Source organism: Flavobacterium olei (assembly GCF_039749035.1).
GTDB classification, from domain to species: domain Bacteria; phylum Bacteroidota; class Bacteroidia; order Flavobacteriales; family Flavobacteriaceae; genus Flavobacterium; species Flavobacterium olei.
Genome location: NZ_JBDKWC010000006.1, coordinates 277,682 through 294,756 on the forward strand (window position 1 = coordinate 277,682; position 17,075 = coordinate 294,756).

Below are 17,075 nucleotides of genomic sequence, written 5' to 3' on the forward strand. Positions count from 1 at the left end.
AATTATTGATTCTTTAAAATGCTGCTTAAACTTTTCCAGATATTGTCTGAGGCTTTGGTAGGATCGGGTCCAACAACAGTTTCAAACCATTTTTTGCTTTCTTTTACACTTGAAATTTTTCCGTCAATAATATCTTTTACAATTGAAGTCAAATCTTTTTTATCTCTAACCCATAAAGCGGCTTCTTCGGAAGGTTTAGACCTAAAATGTATGTATTTATAATTCTGTCCGATATCGCGAATTCCTTTTTTTAACTGAGGTTGTTCATAATCAAAAAACAGGCAGGATTTATCGTGAGCCGAAAAATCAAAAACCATAGACGATGCTATATTTCCAACAAATTCTGTGTATTGGCAAATATTAGACTGCAGTGCAAAATCTTCTTTTGTTGGCATAATCTCGTTCCAATTTTGTCCAACCGGAGTCCACAACGGATCTATGCTGACAATAACATCTTTATATTGTTCTAAAATTGCATCGTATCGATCTGTAAAATCTACAGGACATTTTCTGTAAATTATTCCTAAAGAATATCCTGTTTTATTTAATTCTCTGACAGATACTGCTAAATCTTCTAAATAATATTGATCTAAAGGAGAGGTGACAATATCATCACCGGAATAGCAAATGTATTTCTTGCTAATATCGAGATTATGTGTACTGAAAAATTCTTCTCTCGATTGTAAAAGAGTGTTATCAAAATGACTCTCGAATTGAGGTGTTCCAGTTACAAAAACCTGATTTTCATTCACGTAAGTGCAATACATCAAAAGTTCTTTTTTCATGTGATCGCTCCACACAAAATAATAATCTGTTTCTATTAAAGTTGTAGCTTTTGGAAGATTATCCCAGGAAAAAATAAAAGTTCCCGTTGGTATTCCTAAATCCTGAGCCGCCAGAATTGAAGCAATTGCCTGTGTCGGTCGCGGATTGGTGCAAAAAACAAAATCTGGTCTGTGTTCTTCTAATTGTTTTTTGCTCTCCTTGTATTTATTGGTGTTGCGTTCTAATTTTTTTATTTTTTCGCGAACAAACTTTATCCCTTTATCGTTTGATCCAACCTGAACCAGAATATCAACCAAAAAACTTTTGGTAAAATTGGTTAATCCTTTATATGATTGCGGAAAATTGTAGGTATTATAAACTACTTCCTTGAACTTTTTGTCAAAGACATTTAATTCTATTCTTTTTCGGGCACGTGTATAAACCGTCGTTAAGGGATGCAAAGATTTTTCCTGAATTTTTAATTCTTTAAAACCTAATTTCTCAGTTATCGAAAATGGTGTATTGTTCCAATAGGTAATATCAAAACCACTTTTTTCACCTATATCTTTAAAAGAAGTGAGAGCAAAATTTCGAAGTCCGACTCCATCCGGTAAAAAGATAAAAATGTTTTTTTTCATTTAAATTTACTATAATCTGATTAAAAAAACCTTTATATATTCTTTTTTAATCTAGTAAAGATGATAAAAGGCCTATAAAAATCCTTCGAAATTTTAAACCTTTTTGTTTTTTAGTTTTTCTCTCTGAATCTGTTCAATTGGTAAAATATCCGAAGATTTAAAAGTTAAAGCCTGATAAACAGCATTTAAATCACGGGTAAGCTTACGCAATCCCATTGGTTCTAATGAAGCCGCATGATCGGTGCCTTTCCAGGTTCTGTCGAGCGTATAATGTCTTTCAATAATATTAGCACCCAGTGTGTAAGCCGCGATGTCTACTGCAATTCCTAAATGATGTCCCGAAAAACCAATATGTTTTACAAGATGTCCGTACTTCTGATTCAAAATATTAATATCCAAAAGACAGACATCTTCAAAAGGAACGGGATAACCTGAGGTACAATTGTATAAGACTAAATCTTTGTTTCTTCCCTTTTCTGTAAAGAAATCCACAAGAACATCCGTTTCGTCTTTTGTGGTCATTCCGGTAGAAATATGAATTTCTCCCGAATAATTTTCGCTTAACCAGCCCAACATTTCATAATTGTTATTACAAGCCGAAGGAATCTTAATAAATTCAGGATTTAAAGAGGTAATTTCTTTTGCTGAAGTCGTATCCCAAACAGATGTCGAATAGGTGATTCCTATTTCCTCACAGTACTTTTTTAATTCTGAATGCTGCTCTACATCAAATTCCAGAAACTCTCTGTGCGCACCATAAGTATCTCCGTAAGAATTAGAAAAATTGGGATGTGGCGCATTATATTGCTCCTCGGTAAGAAGTTCTTTATTATTACGTTTCTGGAATTTTACGGCATCTGCGTTTCCGAAAATTTTTGCAATTTTAATTAACTCTTTTGCAATTCCCATTTCGCCCTTATGATTACAGCCAATTTCGGCAATCACGTAAGGTTTTTTAAATTCCTTCATAACGTTTGTTGTACTTTAATAAAATTTCACAGGTTTCTCTGATAGCTCCGGCTCCGGAATTGTGTGTTAAAACATAATCTGCATTTGCTTTAACTACATCTGTAGCATCTGCAGGGGTAAAAGACCAGCCTACACTACAAATATTTGCCAAATCATTTACGTCATCACCAACATAGGAAACGGCGCCAAAACTACTATTTCTCTCTGAAAGAAAATGTGTTAAAAACGAAAACTTATCTTTTATGCCTAAAAAAGTATGTTTTATTTGTAATTTCTTCATTCTCTGCGCAACTAACTCAGAATTTTCTGAGGTCATTACGACTACCTCAACATTATTCTGCCTTAGAATTTCTAATCCCATTCCGTCACGCATGTCGAATTTTTTTGCCATTTCCCCGTTTGCGTCATAATAAACACATCCATCTGTAAAAACGCCATCCACATCCAAAACTAAATAATCTATTCTTTTATGAACTTTATTTTTCTTTTGACGATCTCCTAATAATTTTTCAAGAATATCCCAATCTGACAAACTATCAATTTCTACAAGAGATTCTTCTGGCATTTTTACCAGTCCAACTGTACCGCCAACCCTGTTTTTAGATTTTAAAAATGTTTCTTTGGCCGTTACATAAACAGCGCCGTTCTCAATAAGTAAGCCTTCAAAATCCTGACGTCTGGGTCTTTTAAAAACATCATAATTATTTGGCGTTCCGTCTGAATTCCAAATAAAACGATGTGTATTGACAACAGTTAAAGCAGATTCTTTTTTGTTGATGAGGACTTCATCTAATACGGCATTAATATCTTCTGCTTTTGTCATTGGTGAAGTTGCCTGCAGTAAGCATAACAAATCAAAATCGTCCTTCACTAATTCAGCAAACTCAAGCATTGCGCTCTCGGTCGAAGCTGTATCAGAAGCATTTTCATCATTCCTTAAAAGTGTTTTTACTTTTGGTGTCCAAAAATATTCTCTTTTAATATAATCTATAATTTCCTGATCGTCTGTAAAAACATAAATCTCATCTAGTTCAGAAAAAACAGCTTCTGTTAGAACCCATGAAAAAAGCGGGCGGCCTAACATTTTCTTTTTGTTTTTTCCCGGAATTCCTTTTGAGTTTTTACGAAGTGGAATTATGGCTGTTTTTTTCATTGTAAAAATATATTTTTAAACTAAGCAAGACACTTATTTACTTTCTCTGAATTACTATTAATTTCATTCTCTTCAATTGACTTATATAAAGTAACTACTTTTACTCTGTTTTTCTCTCTGTCGTATCTTTCTTTAATAATTAGTGTATTAAAGAAAAAAGCCTCTTCAATTATTTTAGGACTTAAAAGTGCTTCTTTAATCAACTTTTCAATTTCACCTATATTTAATGCGTCTTCAATCAGAAACCCGTTTTTTCCATTTATAAGTTCTGCTGTTGCATTACCAGGATTAGACTGGATAGGAAATGCCCCCATTCCCATAGCTTCTATTAATGAGTTTGGCAATCCATCTGATAAACTATTTCCGATATAAATATAACTTTTCCCCATTAATTCTATCAAAACTTTATTGTCTACAAACTCTGATCTAAGATAAACCTGGATAGAATTATTTGAAAACCGGTCATTGTCTTTTATATAGTTCCTGATTTCCATATCCGCTCCAAAAATAACGATTTGGTAATCTTTCATCAATAATAAATTTTCAACAGTCAATGCTTTTATTATGTTGATTCCTTTACCAATTTCATTATTATATCCTTTTATTAAAATTATTTTTCTCGATGATAAAGGAAGAATTAATTCATTTTTAAATTCAACCCCTCCATTACCGGGAAAAACACCTAAAAACTTATTACTAAAACCTTTTTCTTTTGAAATTATAAAATCTCTAACGCAATCTGTAATTAAAAAATCAACTCGAGATAATGTCTTATGCATCAGTAAATCAGGAATTCCGATTTCTTGAGAGTAAAAAATATCGCTTCCCCAAGAAGAAAATGTCCATTTAAAAGTTGAATATTTTTCCATTACTTCCAAAATTGGCAAACATGAAACTTGCATTTCAAAACTATGCACCAAATCAGGTTGAACCTCTAATAGTTTCTTTTCAAAAACTTTTGATGTATTACGATCATTAAATTGTTGTAAAAATTTATAAATTACAGGATATTTACTTTTTAGCAAAATACGGCCTGGATAATCCCAACGCAACTTCCAGTTAATAATTTGGTTTATCCAACTTAACCGTTCAACTTTTTCTTTACTATCTAAAACATCAAACCAATAAATTTCATGACCCGCTTTTTCAAGCTGACTTACCCAATTAAAAAAATGTTGCGAAGCCATAGAAACCATTAGGATTTTCATAACTATAACTTAATCTTTAAATTAATGATTTTTTCATTTCTTAAATATTCATATTCGTAGGGTTGGTTTCTTAAGCAAGATGCGACTTTTAATAAAACAATATCATTTACTGTGTCAAAAGAAAGAAATTTATAATGTTTTTTTCCTACTATTTTTTTTAATTCATTTTTGATTTTTTTATACGACGGATGTTTCACAATATTTACACTTATCACTACATCTTTTAAATTTAACAGAGTACCTGATATGAATGCTTCAACCTCATTTTTATCATTGGTTATCGAAATTGTGTACTCTGGATCTTTCAAACTCCGATAATCATCATATAATGGTAAAGCTCCCCATTCAAAATTACTATTTGCTTTAATAAATCCAGCATTTTGAATTTGTTGAATATAATGATGATTTATTCTTTCCAGATTACTATGAAAAGGTTCTAAACTATCTTTGCTCCTATAAGATTTAGGATGCCATTGATGCAAAATAAAAATTTCTTCATTATAAAAATTCACATTAACATTTTTATTTCTCAAACGTACATGAACATCAGTATCTTCTGCTCCCCAGCCGTGATAAAACTCATCAAATCCGTTTATGCTGTTTAATAAAGATGTTGGATATAAAGTCATTCCTGTCGCGTCCTTACTTGATAAATGTTTAATTTTATAATCTTTAAAAGATTTATCTTTTTTGGATTCTTCTTCATCTAAAAAACCCACCTGAAAATAAAAAACTTTATTTTGACTTTTAATCTGATACAATTTTTCAATAAATCCTGGATGAAAAATCATATCGATGTCCGCTACAAAAAAGTAATCTGTATCACATTTTTGCAAAGCAATATTTATAGCTCTTGATTTGTTCCAAAGTTGTTTTTCAACTGGGCATGGAATAAAAGTAATAGAGTTGTAACTATCAACCAATTTGATCAAAGAAGCTAAATATATCTCTTCACTTCCATAATCTATAAGAATTACCTTAAAAGATAAATTAGATTGAGATCCTAAAGAATCCAAGCAATTTTTTACTACACGTAAGTCACGATTTCTATTTGTTAAAACTACTGTAATCATAAACTAATTCTTGTGATTTTAAATATTCCGCAGCCTCTCAACTGAGCTGTGAATTTTCTTAATCTAATTTTTCATTATTTTGAAAAGCCTGATCAAACAATTTAACATATTGACTGGCTATAATATTTTCAGAATAAGCGTTTAAATATCGATTTCTAACATCGTCTCTAATATTCAAGATTTCATCTTCACTTTTACTTTCAATTATTGAAAGCACCTTAAGCAATGATTCCTTATTATTAATATCAAACCAAAATTGATTAGTTGTCTGATCAAGGCGTTCCATTATCGCGCCTACTTTCGTAGATATGATTATTTTTCCAGCCGCCATTGCCTCAATACCTACTAGAGGACCAGCTTCTTCAAAAGAAGATATGATTAAGCAATCTATTTTATCAAAAAAGGCTGAAATATGATCTGATGAGATTTCGCCTATATTCTGCACAAAAGAATTTCCCTTGCATTTTTCATTCACTTGGTTTAATAAAGGACCATTTCCTCCAATAATTAATTTTTTATTTAATTGCTGAAAAATGTCAATTAATTCTAAAAGTCCTTTTTCAGGAGAAAATCTTCCTAAATAACCAAATTTAAGATGCGGAGTTTTATTTATCGAAAGTTTTAACAATTCACTTTCAAGAATAGAAGTCTGATCAATTATTTTAATATTATTTGATGTGCAGTTTAAAAGCTTTGCTTTGTTATATTTTGAATGGACAATTATTGATAAAATTTTTGGTAAGATACTTTGTAACTTTTCAGGAATCTCTGTAATATTTCCAGTTGTTCTAAATAAAATTGGTCTTTTGGTACTTACACAGTATTCTGTAATTTCTTTTAAGAAACCACTAGATAATATGCCACAAAATAAAACAGCATCTATGTCATTTATTTCTTTTTTAATAATTTTCAAACTTCTAACATCAAAATCAAATAAAAACCTGCTGACCTTATTATCAATTAAAAAATGAGATGGAAGAGTTGATTTATTAACCATTTTAGATAAATTGCTTAATGCCTTTAAAATGATATTTGAATTATTTAATTTCTTATGCAATGTTGTCCATTGACAGTCTATGTCAGTAAATACAATAGATTTTTCTGTCATTGGAAAAGTAGAAAGTAATTTGACATTATATGAAGGGGAAAGGGCTTTAATAATATTTTTTACTTCTATCTCCTTTCCTCCAAAATCAGTAATTGACCCTATAATAAGTATGTTCTTCATTAATAATTTTTAGCCATCAGGACATAATTAATTATGTAAAATGCTATTGGCCCTTGATATACAAATATTCTTTTTATAATTAAGTGTATAAAAGTAATCTTCTTTAGCTTTCAAATGTATTATATATATTGTAAAAGTGACTCAAAATAAAACACTTCATTTATTAGGTTCATTTTAATGTTAGCGAATAAACTAGCTATCATTTTTTTTATAATGCAACATCTTCTTTTCTATTAAATGCCATGATAAAAAACCGAAAGCTATAGAAAGTACAATTGAACATATCATTAGGTTATAAGTATTCATTTTATAAAACCAAACTAAGGTTTGCTGAATTGGAAAACTGTAAATATATATGCCATAAGAAGCATCACCTAATTTACCAAAATTTTCGATTCCTTTAATAGCAACAAATCCTAGCGAAAGAATTAAAAAAGGTAACGCCACATGTTTTATATTATCATAATAATTATAATAAAGCGAAATAAGAAGTACGCAAAAACTAATTAGCACTATTATATTTTTATATTTGAAAGTCTCAAATTTTATTGCAGCTAACAAACTTCCAGCCAGGAAAAAAGTTCCAAAATTTAAAAAATGTACACCTAATAAATTTAAAAAAGAGCTATTTCCATATCTAAATAGATAAAAATTATAAAGAATATTAAACAATAAAAAAAATAAACATAATAAATTGATTACAAGTCTTTTTGAATTTCTAATCCTGAAAAGTAAAGACAATAAGAGGTAAAAGGTAAATTCATATCTAAGTGTCCATAAAGACCCATTAATAGAGTGATATGTATTGGTGTCAAAGACTCCTTTTATGCTAGATTGAAATCCATATAAACTTAAGTTATAAGGAATATAAGTATATACCTCACTGTTGTTTGCAAAAGGAATTTTATTCTCATAAATAATTGAACTTAGTAGTAATGAAAGAATTAAAACAACTGCAAGTCCTGGAAAAAGTCTCAAAAAACGATTTTTATAATATCTTAAAAGGGTTGCGCTTCTTTCTATGCTTTGAAAAATAAAATAGCCACTAATAATAAAAAAACCGCTTAACCCTATTTGAGAAAAAGACAACTGTCCATTTGACAACTTATTAATTGCTACATTTTCTTCGGTGGAACCAGATAAAACATAAGCATGGGAAATGACAACTAGAGTTGCAAATAAGAAACGTAAAAAATGAAAGTTGTTTTTAGTCAATGGTAATTATAGAAAAGCTATTATTTCTTTTAAATGATCTTAATTTATAAGCAGTTATTAATTTATTGTTGGTTAAATTATAAAAAATCATCAAAACTGTTTAGGTTTATTACTCATAAATTTTATTAAATATAAAAAACGTAAAAAAGCGTACTTACCCTCAATTAAAAAAATCTTGAAATTATTCCAAATACTTCCAAAAAGTCCTTTAAAAATTTGGATCCAAGTAATTTCCTGCTTCCATAATTGATAATTGCCTACGACATCATTTTTAAATCGAAAAAACTGTTGTTTTGATGTTCGCTTTATTTCATAATGAAAAATTGAAGGAACAAATTCGATATCATAACCTTTTTCTAAAACTCTTTTAGACCATTCTTTATCCTCAAAAGTAGCTACATCTTCTCTAAAAAGATATTTTTCCCATACCTTTTTGCTAAACGCAGAACCGGAAAAAATCAATCCAGATTTATTAGGATCAATTTTTGCCGTAATTTTATTGATGAAATTTCTATAATCATTCGTACTATGAAGGCATCTTAAACCTGCCAGGTTAGGATTATTTTCAAACTTTAATTTAATAAGCTTAAAAAAATCATGGCTAACTGGATAAGAATGTGCGCTAAAAATAACCACAATTGGATATTTAGCTTCCTTAGCACATACATTCGCACTGCTGCCGTAGCTAAATTTTTGAATACTGACAAATCGAGCGTTGAAGTGTTCGCTTACTTCTCTGCTAGTGTCTGAAGACATATTGTCAACAACAATAATTTCTCCAATATCTTCAGAGTATCTTTCAGTTAAGTTCTTCAATAAAAAAGCTAATGCTTCTGATTGATTTTTATTTCGAATTACTACTGAGATCATTCTAGATTTGCTTTCGAATCCATAATTTTTGAATTACTCTGTAGGGTTTACAAATTATCTTTGCAATTTTATATTCTAAAGAGTTTTTAATTCTTTTCTGATTCATTCTAATTGCATTTTGTTCATAAAAAAGAACCGTCATACAATTTTCAAAATCAGCCACATAACACTCCTTGTGTTTTTTAAATATATATTCTTTAATACTAGCATCATGGTTGGAAACTGTATCAACAAGCATTGATTTCTTAGCCTTTCTATAATAAAACAGAAACTCTGGAATAATTTTATATTTCCAACCTCTCTTAGTTATTGAAATCCAAAACTCCCAATCTTCAAATCCTTTTTTCATATTTTCATCATAGCCACCCACTTCTTCCCAACATTCCTTTCGATATAAAGAAGTAGCTATTAATTGATTTCCATATAATAAATTTATACATCCGTCCCCTTTTGGCTTTAACTCATAAACTACATTTTCTTTTTTCTTTATAAAAAACTTACTATGGCACGAAACAATAGCTAAAGATTTATCTAGTTCTATTTCCAAAACTGCTTTTCTAACGTAATCATGATGCAGAATATCATCAGCATCTAAAGGGAGAATATAAGTTCCATGTGAATATTTTATTCCAAAATTTCTTGCGCTACTTAATCCTCCATTTTGTTGTTCCAGATATTTAAATCTTACATCCTTATTTTTCCATTGCTCCACAACTTCTGCAACATTATCAGGACTACCGTCATTTACTATAAAACATTCCCAATCTGAATAAGTTTGATCTAAAACAGATTGTAATGAATATTTCAAGAAATGAGCTTGTTTATAGCATGGAACAATTATAGAAACTAATACACTCATTTTTTTATCATCCGTTTTAGAAATCTTACAGGAGACAAAATTAAATTTCCGATCCTAAAATCTGGTGTTTGTTTTACTTTATTTTCATTTCTGTTAAAAATCGAATTTTTCCTTAATAATTCTAAGGAATAAAACTCAAAATACTCTTCGTATAATTCTTTATGTTTGAAAAAAATATATTTTCTTAAATCATAATCATATTTATTTAAGGCACTTTTGTTCCTCGATTGCATTTTTTGTCTATAAGTGAACAAAGGTTCTTGAAGAATTGCCATTTCGTAATTATGCTTTAAAATTGCAATCCAAAATTCCCAGTCTTCGTAACCGTTCAGCATTTCTATATCATAACCCGAAACCATTTCCCAACATTTTTTTCTAAACATTGAACTTGCAATTCCGTTGTTTACGACAATAAAATCCTTTACAGATCCTCCAGCTGGTTTTTTTATTTCTTTGTCCAGAACTTTGTTTTTCAGAATTTTTACCCAACATCCAACAGCTGCAATTTTATCATTATTATTTAATACTTCAACTGCTTTTTCAATAAAATTGTGATCAAAATAATCATCAGCATCAAGGTTCAATATATAATCTGTTTCTGCTAACTCAATTGCATTATTTCTCGCTGTACAAACACCCTGATTCTCTTGATATATAATTTCTACATTATTATATTGTATTGTTTTCAGAATTTTTTTTGTTTCTTGTCCTGAACCATCATCAATAATTATAATTTTATCTGCTTTTAAAGTCTGATTCAATATAGAATGCAAAGCTTCCATAATATATAAACCATCATTATAACATGGAATTACAACTGTGACATTACTTACGCCATTCATTTATCTAATGATTTTAATTTCTGTATACAAATGAGAAAAATTCTTTTCTTCGTCTAACAATTGGAAAATATTTAATTGCTAAAATTGAGAAAAGAAATTTAGGATATGGGAAAATCAACTTTGCCCAATACCAGGTGTCTTCTAATAATGTCTTGTTCTGTTTGAATTTTATAAGCCAAATCCATTTAAATAAATCGTCGATAATAGCAAAATCAACGTTGTTATGACTACACCAGACCGCAAGTTTCTGAAACATTTTAATGGTGTATTCTTTATATATATCTGTTTGATCAAAAATATTACTATCATGTATTCCTCTATTGGCTAAAGGTCTATTAATAATACCGGTTTTTAAACGACATTTTATTGCCATCTTCCAAAAAATATCAGTATCTTCTGCAACTATCAATTCTTTGTTAAATAAGCCAGTACGATCAAAAACGCATTTTTTAACTGTTAAGCCATTAATGTGAAAATGTCCACATTTTCCATAGAGTAAACTTTTAAAAAGAAATTCCGGTTCTACTTTTTTGGTTACTGTATAAATTTGATGTTTTTCCAATTCGTAAGAAGTTGCTTCTCTGTAAAAATGAAAGCCTACTGCATTGTAAACCCCATCACAATTACTATCGAAGTCAAACATTTTTTTATCATTAAGGAAACGATTTTCCAGATAGTAATCATCTGCATCTAAAAAAGCTATAAAATTCCCTGTCGCCATTTGTATTCCCAAATTTCTGCTTGCAGAGCGCCCTTGATTTTGCTGATCAGGATGGTGATGCAATTTCACTATAGGATATTGTTTCTCAAGTTTCTTTAAAATTTCCAGCGATCCATCTATGCTCCCATCATTTACAACGACAATTTCATAAACCTCTTTTTGTATAATTACAGACAGAATTGCTTTTTCTATAAATTGCTCACAATTATATACAGGAATAACGACAGATAAAAGAAACTTCATTTTTTACTTATTTAATTTAGCACGATAAACTCGACGAATAAATTTTGCGCACGAATAAAACAAGCCATTCCTTAATAATTTCGAAACTATTAAAATAAATATTCGAATATCAAGATTTTTTGTCTTCATTGCTATTATTCCAAACTCAAGTAGAAAAATTTTTTTTTGATTTAAATTGCATTTTGATAAATGCTTGTTAACTAACTTTTGGTAAAATAAATATTCTGCTTTTTCTTTTTCTTCCAAATTATCTTCTCTGCCTGATATATTATTGGCAGACAATCTAAAATAAACAATCGATTCATTTATAGAATATATTGGTTTATTATTTGAAAAATCCAACCAAGCCATATCATCAGAATACCACGCTAGAGGATAATCATTAAATTTGAAAGTTTCATAACTTTCTTTTGTAAAAATATATTCAGACAAAGAACTTCTGCTTAGCCATTGGTATTTCCTAAAAAAAGAATCTGTAGCTTTTTCCCAGACAGGATTTATATAAAGTTTTGATATTGTATTTAACTCTTGATTAATAATTTTAGAAGCATACCGGACAACATTTGATCTTTCAGTAAATAATTCATAATGTTTATAAAATGATGCAATAACATTTACATCTAAAACATCATCATCTCCCAAGATCATAATCCATTTTTCATTGTGTTTTGTTAACGAAATACATCTGTCCCAATGTTGTATTAATGATGTGCTTCCTAAATTATAATCAAATTGATGATAAACTAAATCAAATTGATTTCGATATTTCTCGATTAAATTCATTGGACACTCAGGACTTGCATCATTACCTACATAAACTTTAAATCTTTTGTCTGTTTGGTTCTGCAAAGATTGTAGCACCTCTTCAAAAAAAAGTAGTTTGTAGTAAGGAATAATTATCGCAAGCATTACTTATATATTTTTTTTCTTAAAAATTTAAATCCAAAAAAAGTATCAATAAATAGATTTAAAGCAAACTTCTTACTAGTAAGTTTCTTTAATTCTTTCGATCTTGCTAAAGTAATTCTTACATATTCATTATAATATAATTTACTATGTTTTTTTACTATGTAATCCCGATTTAAATAAAACATAGTATCATTAAAAGAATGAATCATTGAATTATTGGAAACAAAATATTTAAAAGCAACTTGATGAAGATTAAAAAAAACTCCTCCTATGCTGCTAATGGAAATCCAGAACTCCCAATCTTCATGACCTTGATATGGCATATGTTGATCGTAGCCACCAACTTTTGTCCATAATTCTCTTTTAAAAATAGCACATGCATCAATATAATTATCTATTAGTATTCTGGGCAAGTCAAAATCATCTATTTTCCATAAACCTTCTTTTTCCCCAAAATACTCTGCATAGCCATGCACAACTCCCACATCAACCCTCTTTTCAAAAACTTTGATTGCCATTTCCGCAAAGTTTTTCGCAACCAGATTATCAGAATCTAATGGCAAAATATAAGTACCTGTTGCTCGTTCAATTCCATAATTCCTGGCTTTTCCTAATCCTCCATTTTCTTTATAAAAATATTTAAAACGAGCATCTTTTTGTACCCATTTTAAAGCTATTTCTTCGGTTCCATCTGTCGAGCCATCATTTACAATTATTACTTCCCACTCTTCAAAATTTTGATCGGATACAGATTGTAAAGTTTTTTCTAAAGTTTTTTCAGAATTGAAACAGGGTGTGATTATAGTAAGTAATGCATTCATACTTAATTGCTAAAATATTTGAACACTAATTAGTCACAAATCCATAAAGACCAGAATATAATTGATTATTATTAAAATCAATGTCTTTCTTATCTTTATTCATTAGTATTTTAATAATGAATTTAATAAAAGGTTTAAGTAATTTTTGCTTTTTCTTTGATAATTTAAAATCGTTCCATAAAGCAACAGATAATGCTAAATGACAATGAAAACCTCCTAAAGGTTTTATTTCTGACGAACTGAATCCAGATTCTTGAAAATGTTTTTCTAAAGCATATGGAGTGAATCTGTGATAATCATAGGGTACCTCATGAAGAGGCCATATATTGGGAACTGTGAAAAAAAATGTGCCACCCGGTTTTAAAACTCTTCTAATTTCTTTGAGAATGTGATTTGTATCATAATAATGCTCTAAAAACTCTGTAGCAAATAAAAAATCCACAGAAGCAGATTCTAAAGGTATCTCAATACCGTTCCAAAACACATCTGGCTTAACGGCATGATGATATTCTGTAGGCTCTAAATCGATACCAATATATTCTGAAATTTCTATTGAATTATCCTTTAAAAAATTTTTGTACGGCATTACACCACAACCCAAATCTACCACTTTACCTTTTAACTTAGGTTTCAATTCTGAGATTGCAAATAATAAAGTTTTTCGGATTATGAAAAAAGAAGCGGGTAATATGTCTGGTCGCAGATTTATAAACCAGTCATCTATATATTTTTCTATGTTATTCTTCATTGAAAATTTCTGACAGCATTTTTTTTAAGCTAATTTCAGTTGGATTAGTTAATACATCTTTATACTTTTTAAGTATTGAAGTTTCTAATGTCCACCATTTTGTTTTTAATAATAAGGTAATAATCTCATCTTCAAATCTTTTTTTTATTATTCTTGCAGGGACACCCGCTACAACTTCATAATTATCTACATCTTTAAGTACAACCGCTCCAGCTCCTATGATAGCACCCGTGCCAATATTTACACCATTTTTAATATATACATTCGCACCAATCCATACGTCATGTTCAATAATTACTTTTTTAAAATGAGGAACCAAAAATGATTTTATTTCTTCTTCTGTGTATAATTCTTTATTTAGATAGATGTGTGGCGAAGTAGAAATCAAATCAATAGGATGATCTCCATATCCTATTACTACATTTGGTCCAATTGAACAATATGATCCAATTGATGTGTGATAGATTATTGAGTTAAATGAAACATAACTTTTATTTCCAATAGTTATATTATACACCTTATTATTACCGTGAAAATTATCCAATTTACCTAGATTAACTAATGTGTCAAAATCATAATTATCTATCTCTTTTATTTTTGAAAATTTAAAATTAAATATCTTATTTACTAATTTATTTATGAGATTTCCCATTGACAATTTACTTTTAGCGCACCAATATTTTCGTTTACTTGATAATATAATTCTGAACCTTTATCAATTACTTCAAACTCACATATGTCATCTAAATAATTAAAAACCGTTCCTCCTTTTTGAAAAATAGCAACATCAAAAGAATAAACACCCTGATTAAAAATATTCTTAGGAATTCTGCAATAAACTGTTTTAAATTTATCCTTCGATTGTTGAAAATCAAAGTGATTTGTAAATAATTTATTTTTGTGAATATCCAAAACAGCAATACCAATGCAAAACGTGACAATTGGTATTTCGTTAACATATTCCATTTCTAAAAGAATATCTTCGTCATGATAAAATTTTACACAAGGTAAATTTTCTTTATGATCTCTAACAACTCTAACTTTTTTTAAAAATGGATTTTGAGAAAAAGATGCCGAGTTATAAATTCCGTTTCTAATTTTAGATTTTTCGTTTAAATTAAAATATAGATCTATTCCTTCAGAAGTAGTTCCATCAAACAATATAGTCCCATTATTTAAAATAATAGTTTTCGTACACAACTGTTTAATCGCTGCCATATTATGACTAACAAATAAAACCGTTCTTCCCTCTCCTTTAGAAATATCCTGCATCTTTCCAATTGCTTTTTTCTGAAATTCAGCATCACCAACTGCCAGAACCTCATCAACAACCAAAATTTCAGGTTCTAAAAAAGCAGCAACCGCAAATGCCAAACGTACTGTCATTCCCGAACTGTATCTTTTTACCGGAGTATCAATGTAACGCTCGCAACCTGAGAATTCAATAATTTCATCCAGTTTAGAAGAAATTTCCTTTTTGGTCATTCCGAGAATAGCACCGTTAAGGTATATGTTCTCTCTTCCTGTCATTTCACCATTAAAACCTGTACCAACTTCAAGAAGTGAAGCTATTCTTCCGCGGGATTTAATACTTCCCGTCGTAGGAGCTGTAACTTTAGAAAGTATTTTAAGAAGGGTAGATTTACCGGCACCATTTTTTCCTATAATACCTAAAACTTCACCCCGTTCGACTTCAAAATTAATATCCTGTAAAGCCCAGACATAATCTGAAGTTCCTTTGATTGATCTGTCGTTTACTTCACCAATTTTCAAATAAGGATCTTCTTTCCCCCTAATTTTATGCCACCAGCGATTGATATCGTGACTTAAGGTTCCCGTTCCCACTTGGCCTAAACGGTATTGTTTAGAAATATTGGTGGCTTTTAAAATAATATCTTTTTCCAATCTTTAATTGTATATTAAAACTTAAACGGTATCTATAAAATTCTTTTCGGTCCTGTTAAAAATTAACAGACCAATAAAAAACAGAGCAAATGTCACAAAGAAAGTGTATAGTAAACCTAAAGCTGAAACACTGCCCACTCCTAAAAGCATAAATCGTGAGGTTTCAATAATATAAGCTAAAGGGTTATAAGCTACAATCCATCCAAATTGCGGCAATTTTTGTTTAATAAGCTCCATAGGGTACATTACCGCAGACAAGTACATCAATAATTGTATTCCAAAACCAACCAAATTGCTAAAATCACGATATTTAGTAACCATCGACGATATTAACATTCCAAGTCCTAATCCTAAAATTCCCATTATTAGTATTAAAAATGGAAAAAAAACAATAAGACCATTGAGACTTAAACTAGCTCCCTGAAAATAGTAAAGCACATAAAAAAATACAAAGATTAAAAATTGGATGCCAAATTTAATCAGATTTGAAATAACGACGGAAAGCGGTGTTATAATTCTGGGAAAATAAACTTTCCCAAATATACTGGCATTAGCTTTAAAAGTATCAGAAGTACCATTAAGACAGGCTGTAAAATAATTCCACACTGTAATTCCTGCCAAATTAAACAAAAAAGGAGGAACAGATCCTGTATTAATTCCGGCAACATTATTAAAGATAATCGTAAAAGTTATCGAAGTAAATAATGGCTGTATTAAATACCAGAGAGGGCCTAAAACAGTTTGCTTATAGACAGTAACGATATCTCTCTTTACAAAAAGCATGAGTAAATCTCTGTACTGCCAAATTTCTTTGAGATTAAGAGAGAAAAATTTGTTTTTGGGTGTTATTTCAAACAGCCAATCATTTGTACTTTTAGAATCCATTTAGATAGAATAAAAACCGTGCA

The 17,075-nt window shown here is 29.7% G+C and carries 17 protein-coding genes; all 17 read right to left on the minus strand.

Features of this window, described 5'->3' with window-relative positions; translation table 11 throughout:
- Positions 1 to 2: 2 nt before the first annotated feature.
- Positions 3 to 1,403 carry a glycosyltransferase family protein gene (locus ABEB31_RS17190; protein WP_347052902.1) on the minus strand — a complete coding sequence of 467 codons (1,401 nt, stop codon included), beginning with the start codon at positions 1,401 to 1,403 and terminating at the stop codon, positions 3 to 5.
- Positions 1,404 to 1,496: 93 nt separating this feature from the next.
- The gene (locus ABEB31_RS17195; RefSeq protein ID WP_347052903.1) at positions 1,497 to 2,372 is read right to left on the minus strand and encodes an N-acetylneuraminate synthase family protein; all 876 of its coding nucleotides are present in this window, start codon (positions 2,370 to 2,372) and stop codon (positions 1,497 to 1,499) included.
- Entirely contained in the window at positions 2,359 to 3,525 is a 1,167-nt protein-coding gene (locus ABEB31_RS17200) for a cytidylyltransferase domain-containing protein (protein WP_347052904.1), read from the minus strand. The genes ABEB31_RS17195 and ABEB31_RS17200 overlap by 14 nt, the downstream gene beginning before the upstream one ends.
- A 20-nt stretch (positions 3,526 to 3,545) precedes the next feature.
- Entirely contained in the window at positions 3,546 to 4,733 is a 1,188-nt protein-coding gene (locus ABEB31_RS17205) for a glycosyltransferase (protein ID WP_347052905.1), read from the minus strand.
- Between the two features lie 2 nt (positions 4,734 to 4,735).
- Positions 4,736 to 5,806 carry a glycosyltransferase family 2 protein gene (locus tag ABEB31_RS17210; RefSeq protein ID WP_347052906.1) on the minus strand — a complete coding sequence of 357 codons (1,071 nt, stop codon included), beginning with the start codon at positions 5,804 to 5,806 and terminating at the stop codon, positions 4,736 to 4,738.
- A 58-nt stretch (positions 5,807 to 5,864) separates the two neighbouring features.
- Positions 5,865 to 7,034: a glycosyltransferase family 4 protein gene (locus ABEB31_RS17215; protein WP_347052907.1), complete on the minus strand. Its 1,170-nt coding sequence runs from the start codon at positions 7,032 to 7,034 to the stop codon at positions 5,865 to 5,867.
- Positions 7,035 to 7,226: 192 nt separating this feature from the next.
- On the minus strand, positions 7,227 to 8,249 hold the full coding sequence (locus ABEB31_RS17220) for an acyltransferase family protein (protein ID WP_347052908.1): 1,023 nt from the start codon (positions 8,247 to 8,249) through the stop codon (positions 7,227 to 7,229).
- 90 nt (positions 8,250 to 8,339) lie between these two features.
- Entirely contained in the window at positions 8,340 to 9,119 is a 780-nt protein-coding gene (locus tag ABEB31_RS17225; protein WP_347052909.1) for a glycosyltransferase family 2 protein, read from the minus strand.
- A gap of 1 nt (position 9,120) precedes the next feature.
- The gene (locus ABEB31_RS17230; protein ID WP_347052910.1) at positions 9,121 to 9,978 is read right to left on the minus strand and encodes a glycosyltransferase family 2 protein; all 858 of its coding nucleotides are present in this window, start codon (positions 9,976 to 9,978) and stop codon (positions 9,121 to 9,123) included.
- Positions 9,975 to 10,820, minus strand: coding sequence for a glycosyltransferase family A protein (locus tag ABEB31_RS17235; RefSeq protein ID WP_347052911.1), 846 nt, complete (start codon positions 10,818 to 10,820; stop codon positions 9,975 to 9,977). Before ABEB31_RS17235 ends, ABEB31_RS17230 begins: the two co-directional genes overlap by 4 nt.
- 13 nt (positions 10,821 to 10,833) lie before the next feature.
- Entirely contained in the window at positions 10,834 to 11,784 is a 951-nt protein-coding gene (locus ABEB31_RS17240) for a glycosyltransferase (protein ID WP_347052912.1), read from the minus strand.
- Positions 11,785 to 11,787: 3 nt separating this feature from the next.
- Positions 11,788 to 12,693: a glycosyltransferase gene (locus tag ABEB31_RS17245; protein WP_347052913.1), complete on the minus strand. Its 906-nt coding sequence runs from the start codon at positions 12,691 to 12,693 to the stop codon at positions 11,788 to 11,790.
- Positions 12,693 to 13,514: a glycosyltransferase family A protein gene (locus tag ABEB31_RS17250; protein WP_347052914.1), complete on the minus strand. Its 822-nt coding sequence runs from the start codon at positions 13,512 to 13,514 to the stop codon at positions 12,693 to 12,695. Before ABEB31_RS17250 ends, ABEB31_RS17245 begins: the two co-directional genes overlap by 1 nt.
- 25 nt (positions 13,515 to 13,539) lie before the next feature.
- Complete coding sequence (locus tag ABEB31_RS17255; protein WP_347052915.1) at positions 13,540 to 14,262, minus strand: class I SAM-dependent methyltransferase; 723 nt, start codon at positions 14,260 to 14,262, stop codon at positions 13,540 to 13,542.
- Positions 14,252 to 14,914: a CatB-related O-acetyltransferase gene (locus ABEB31_RS17260; RefSeq protein ID WP_347052916.1), complete on the minus strand. Its 663-nt coding sequence runs from the start codon at positions 14,912 to 14,914 to the stop codon at positions 14,252 to 14,254. Before ABEB31_RS17260 ends, ABEB31_RS17255 begins: the two co-directional genes overlap by 11 nt.
- Positions 14,899 to 16,167, minus strand: a complete 1,269-nt coding sequence (locus tag ABEB31_RS17265; protein WP_347052917.1) for an ABC transporter ATP-binding protein — start codon at positions 16,165 to 16,167, stop codon at positions 14,899 to 14,901. The genes ABEB31_RS17260 and ABEB31_RS17265 overlap by 16 nt, the downstream gene beginning before the upstream one ends.
- Positions 16,168 to 16,188: 21 nt before the next feature.
- Positions 16,189 to 17,052, minus strand: a complete 864-nt coding sequence (locus ABEB31_RS17270) for an ABC transporter permease (RefSeq protein ID WP_347052918.1) — start codon at positions 17,050 to 17,052, stop codon at positions 16,189 to 16,191.
- Positions 17,053 to 17,075 lie beyond the last annotated feature (23 nt).

Bases quoted from the DNA above. Each gene is read 5' to 3' on its own strand.
- ABEB31_RS17225 (WP_347052909.1), bottom strand. From the start codon at position 9,119: ATGATCTCAGTAGTAATTCGAAATAAAAATCAATCAGAAGCATTAGCT.
- ABEB31_RS17255 (WP_347052915.1), bottom strand. From the start codon at position 14,262: ATGAAGAATAACATAGAAAAATATATAGATGACTGGTTTATAAATCTG.
- ABEB31_RS17210 (WP_347052906.1), bottom strand. From the start codon at position 5,806: ATGATTACAGTAGTTTTAACAAATAGAAATCGTGACTTACGTGTAGTA.
- ABEB31_RS17245 (WP_347052913.1), bottom strand. From the start codon at position 12,693: ATGCTTGCGATAATTATTCCTTACTACAAACTACTTTTTTTTGAAGAG.
- ABEB31_RS17215 (WP_347052907.1), bottom strand. From the start codon at position 7,034: ATGAAGAACATACTTATTATAGGGTCAATTACTGATTTTGGAGGAAAG.
- ABEB31_RS17205 (WP_347052905.1), bottom strand. From the start codon at position 4,733: ATGAAAATCCTAATGGTTTCTATGGCTTCGCAACATTTTTTTAATTGG.
- ABEB31_RS17230 (WP_347052910.1), bottom strand. From the start codon at position 9,978: ATGAGTGTATTAGTTTCTATAATTGTTCCATGCTATAAACAAGCTCAT.
- ABEB31_RS17235 (WP_347052911.1), bottom strand. From the start codon at position 10,820: ATGAATGGCGTAAGTAATGTCACAGTTGTAATTCCATGTTATAATGAT.
- ABEB31_RS17250 (WP_347052914.1), bottom strand. From the start codon at position 13,514: ATGAATGCATTACTTACTATAATCACACCCTGTTTCAATTCTGAAAAA.
- ABEB31_RS17270 (WP_347052918.1), bottom strand. From the start codon at position 17,052: ATGGATTCTAAAAGTACAAATGATTGGCTGTTTGAAATAACACCCAAA.
- ABEB31_RS17195 (WP_347052903.1), bottom strand. From the start codon at position 2,372: ATGAAGGAATTTAAAAAACCTTACGTGATTGCCGAAATTGGCTGTAAT.
- ABEB31_RS17240 (WP_347052912.1), bottom strand. From the start codon at position 11,784: ATGAAGTTTCTTTTATCTGTCGTTATTCCTGTATATAATTGTGAGCAA.
- ABEB31_RS17200 (WP_347052904.1), bottom strand. From the start codon at position 3,525: ATGAAAAAAACAGCCATAATTCCACTTCGTAAAAACTCAAAAGGAATT.
- ABEB31_RS17260 (WP_347052916.1), bottom strand. From the start codon at position 14,914: ATGGGAAATCTCATAAATAAATTAGTAAATAAGATATTTAATTTTAAA.
- ABEB31_RS17190 (WP_347052902.1), bottom strand. From the start codon at position 1,403: ATGAAAAAAAACATTTTTATCTTTTTACCGGATGGAGTCGGACTTCGA.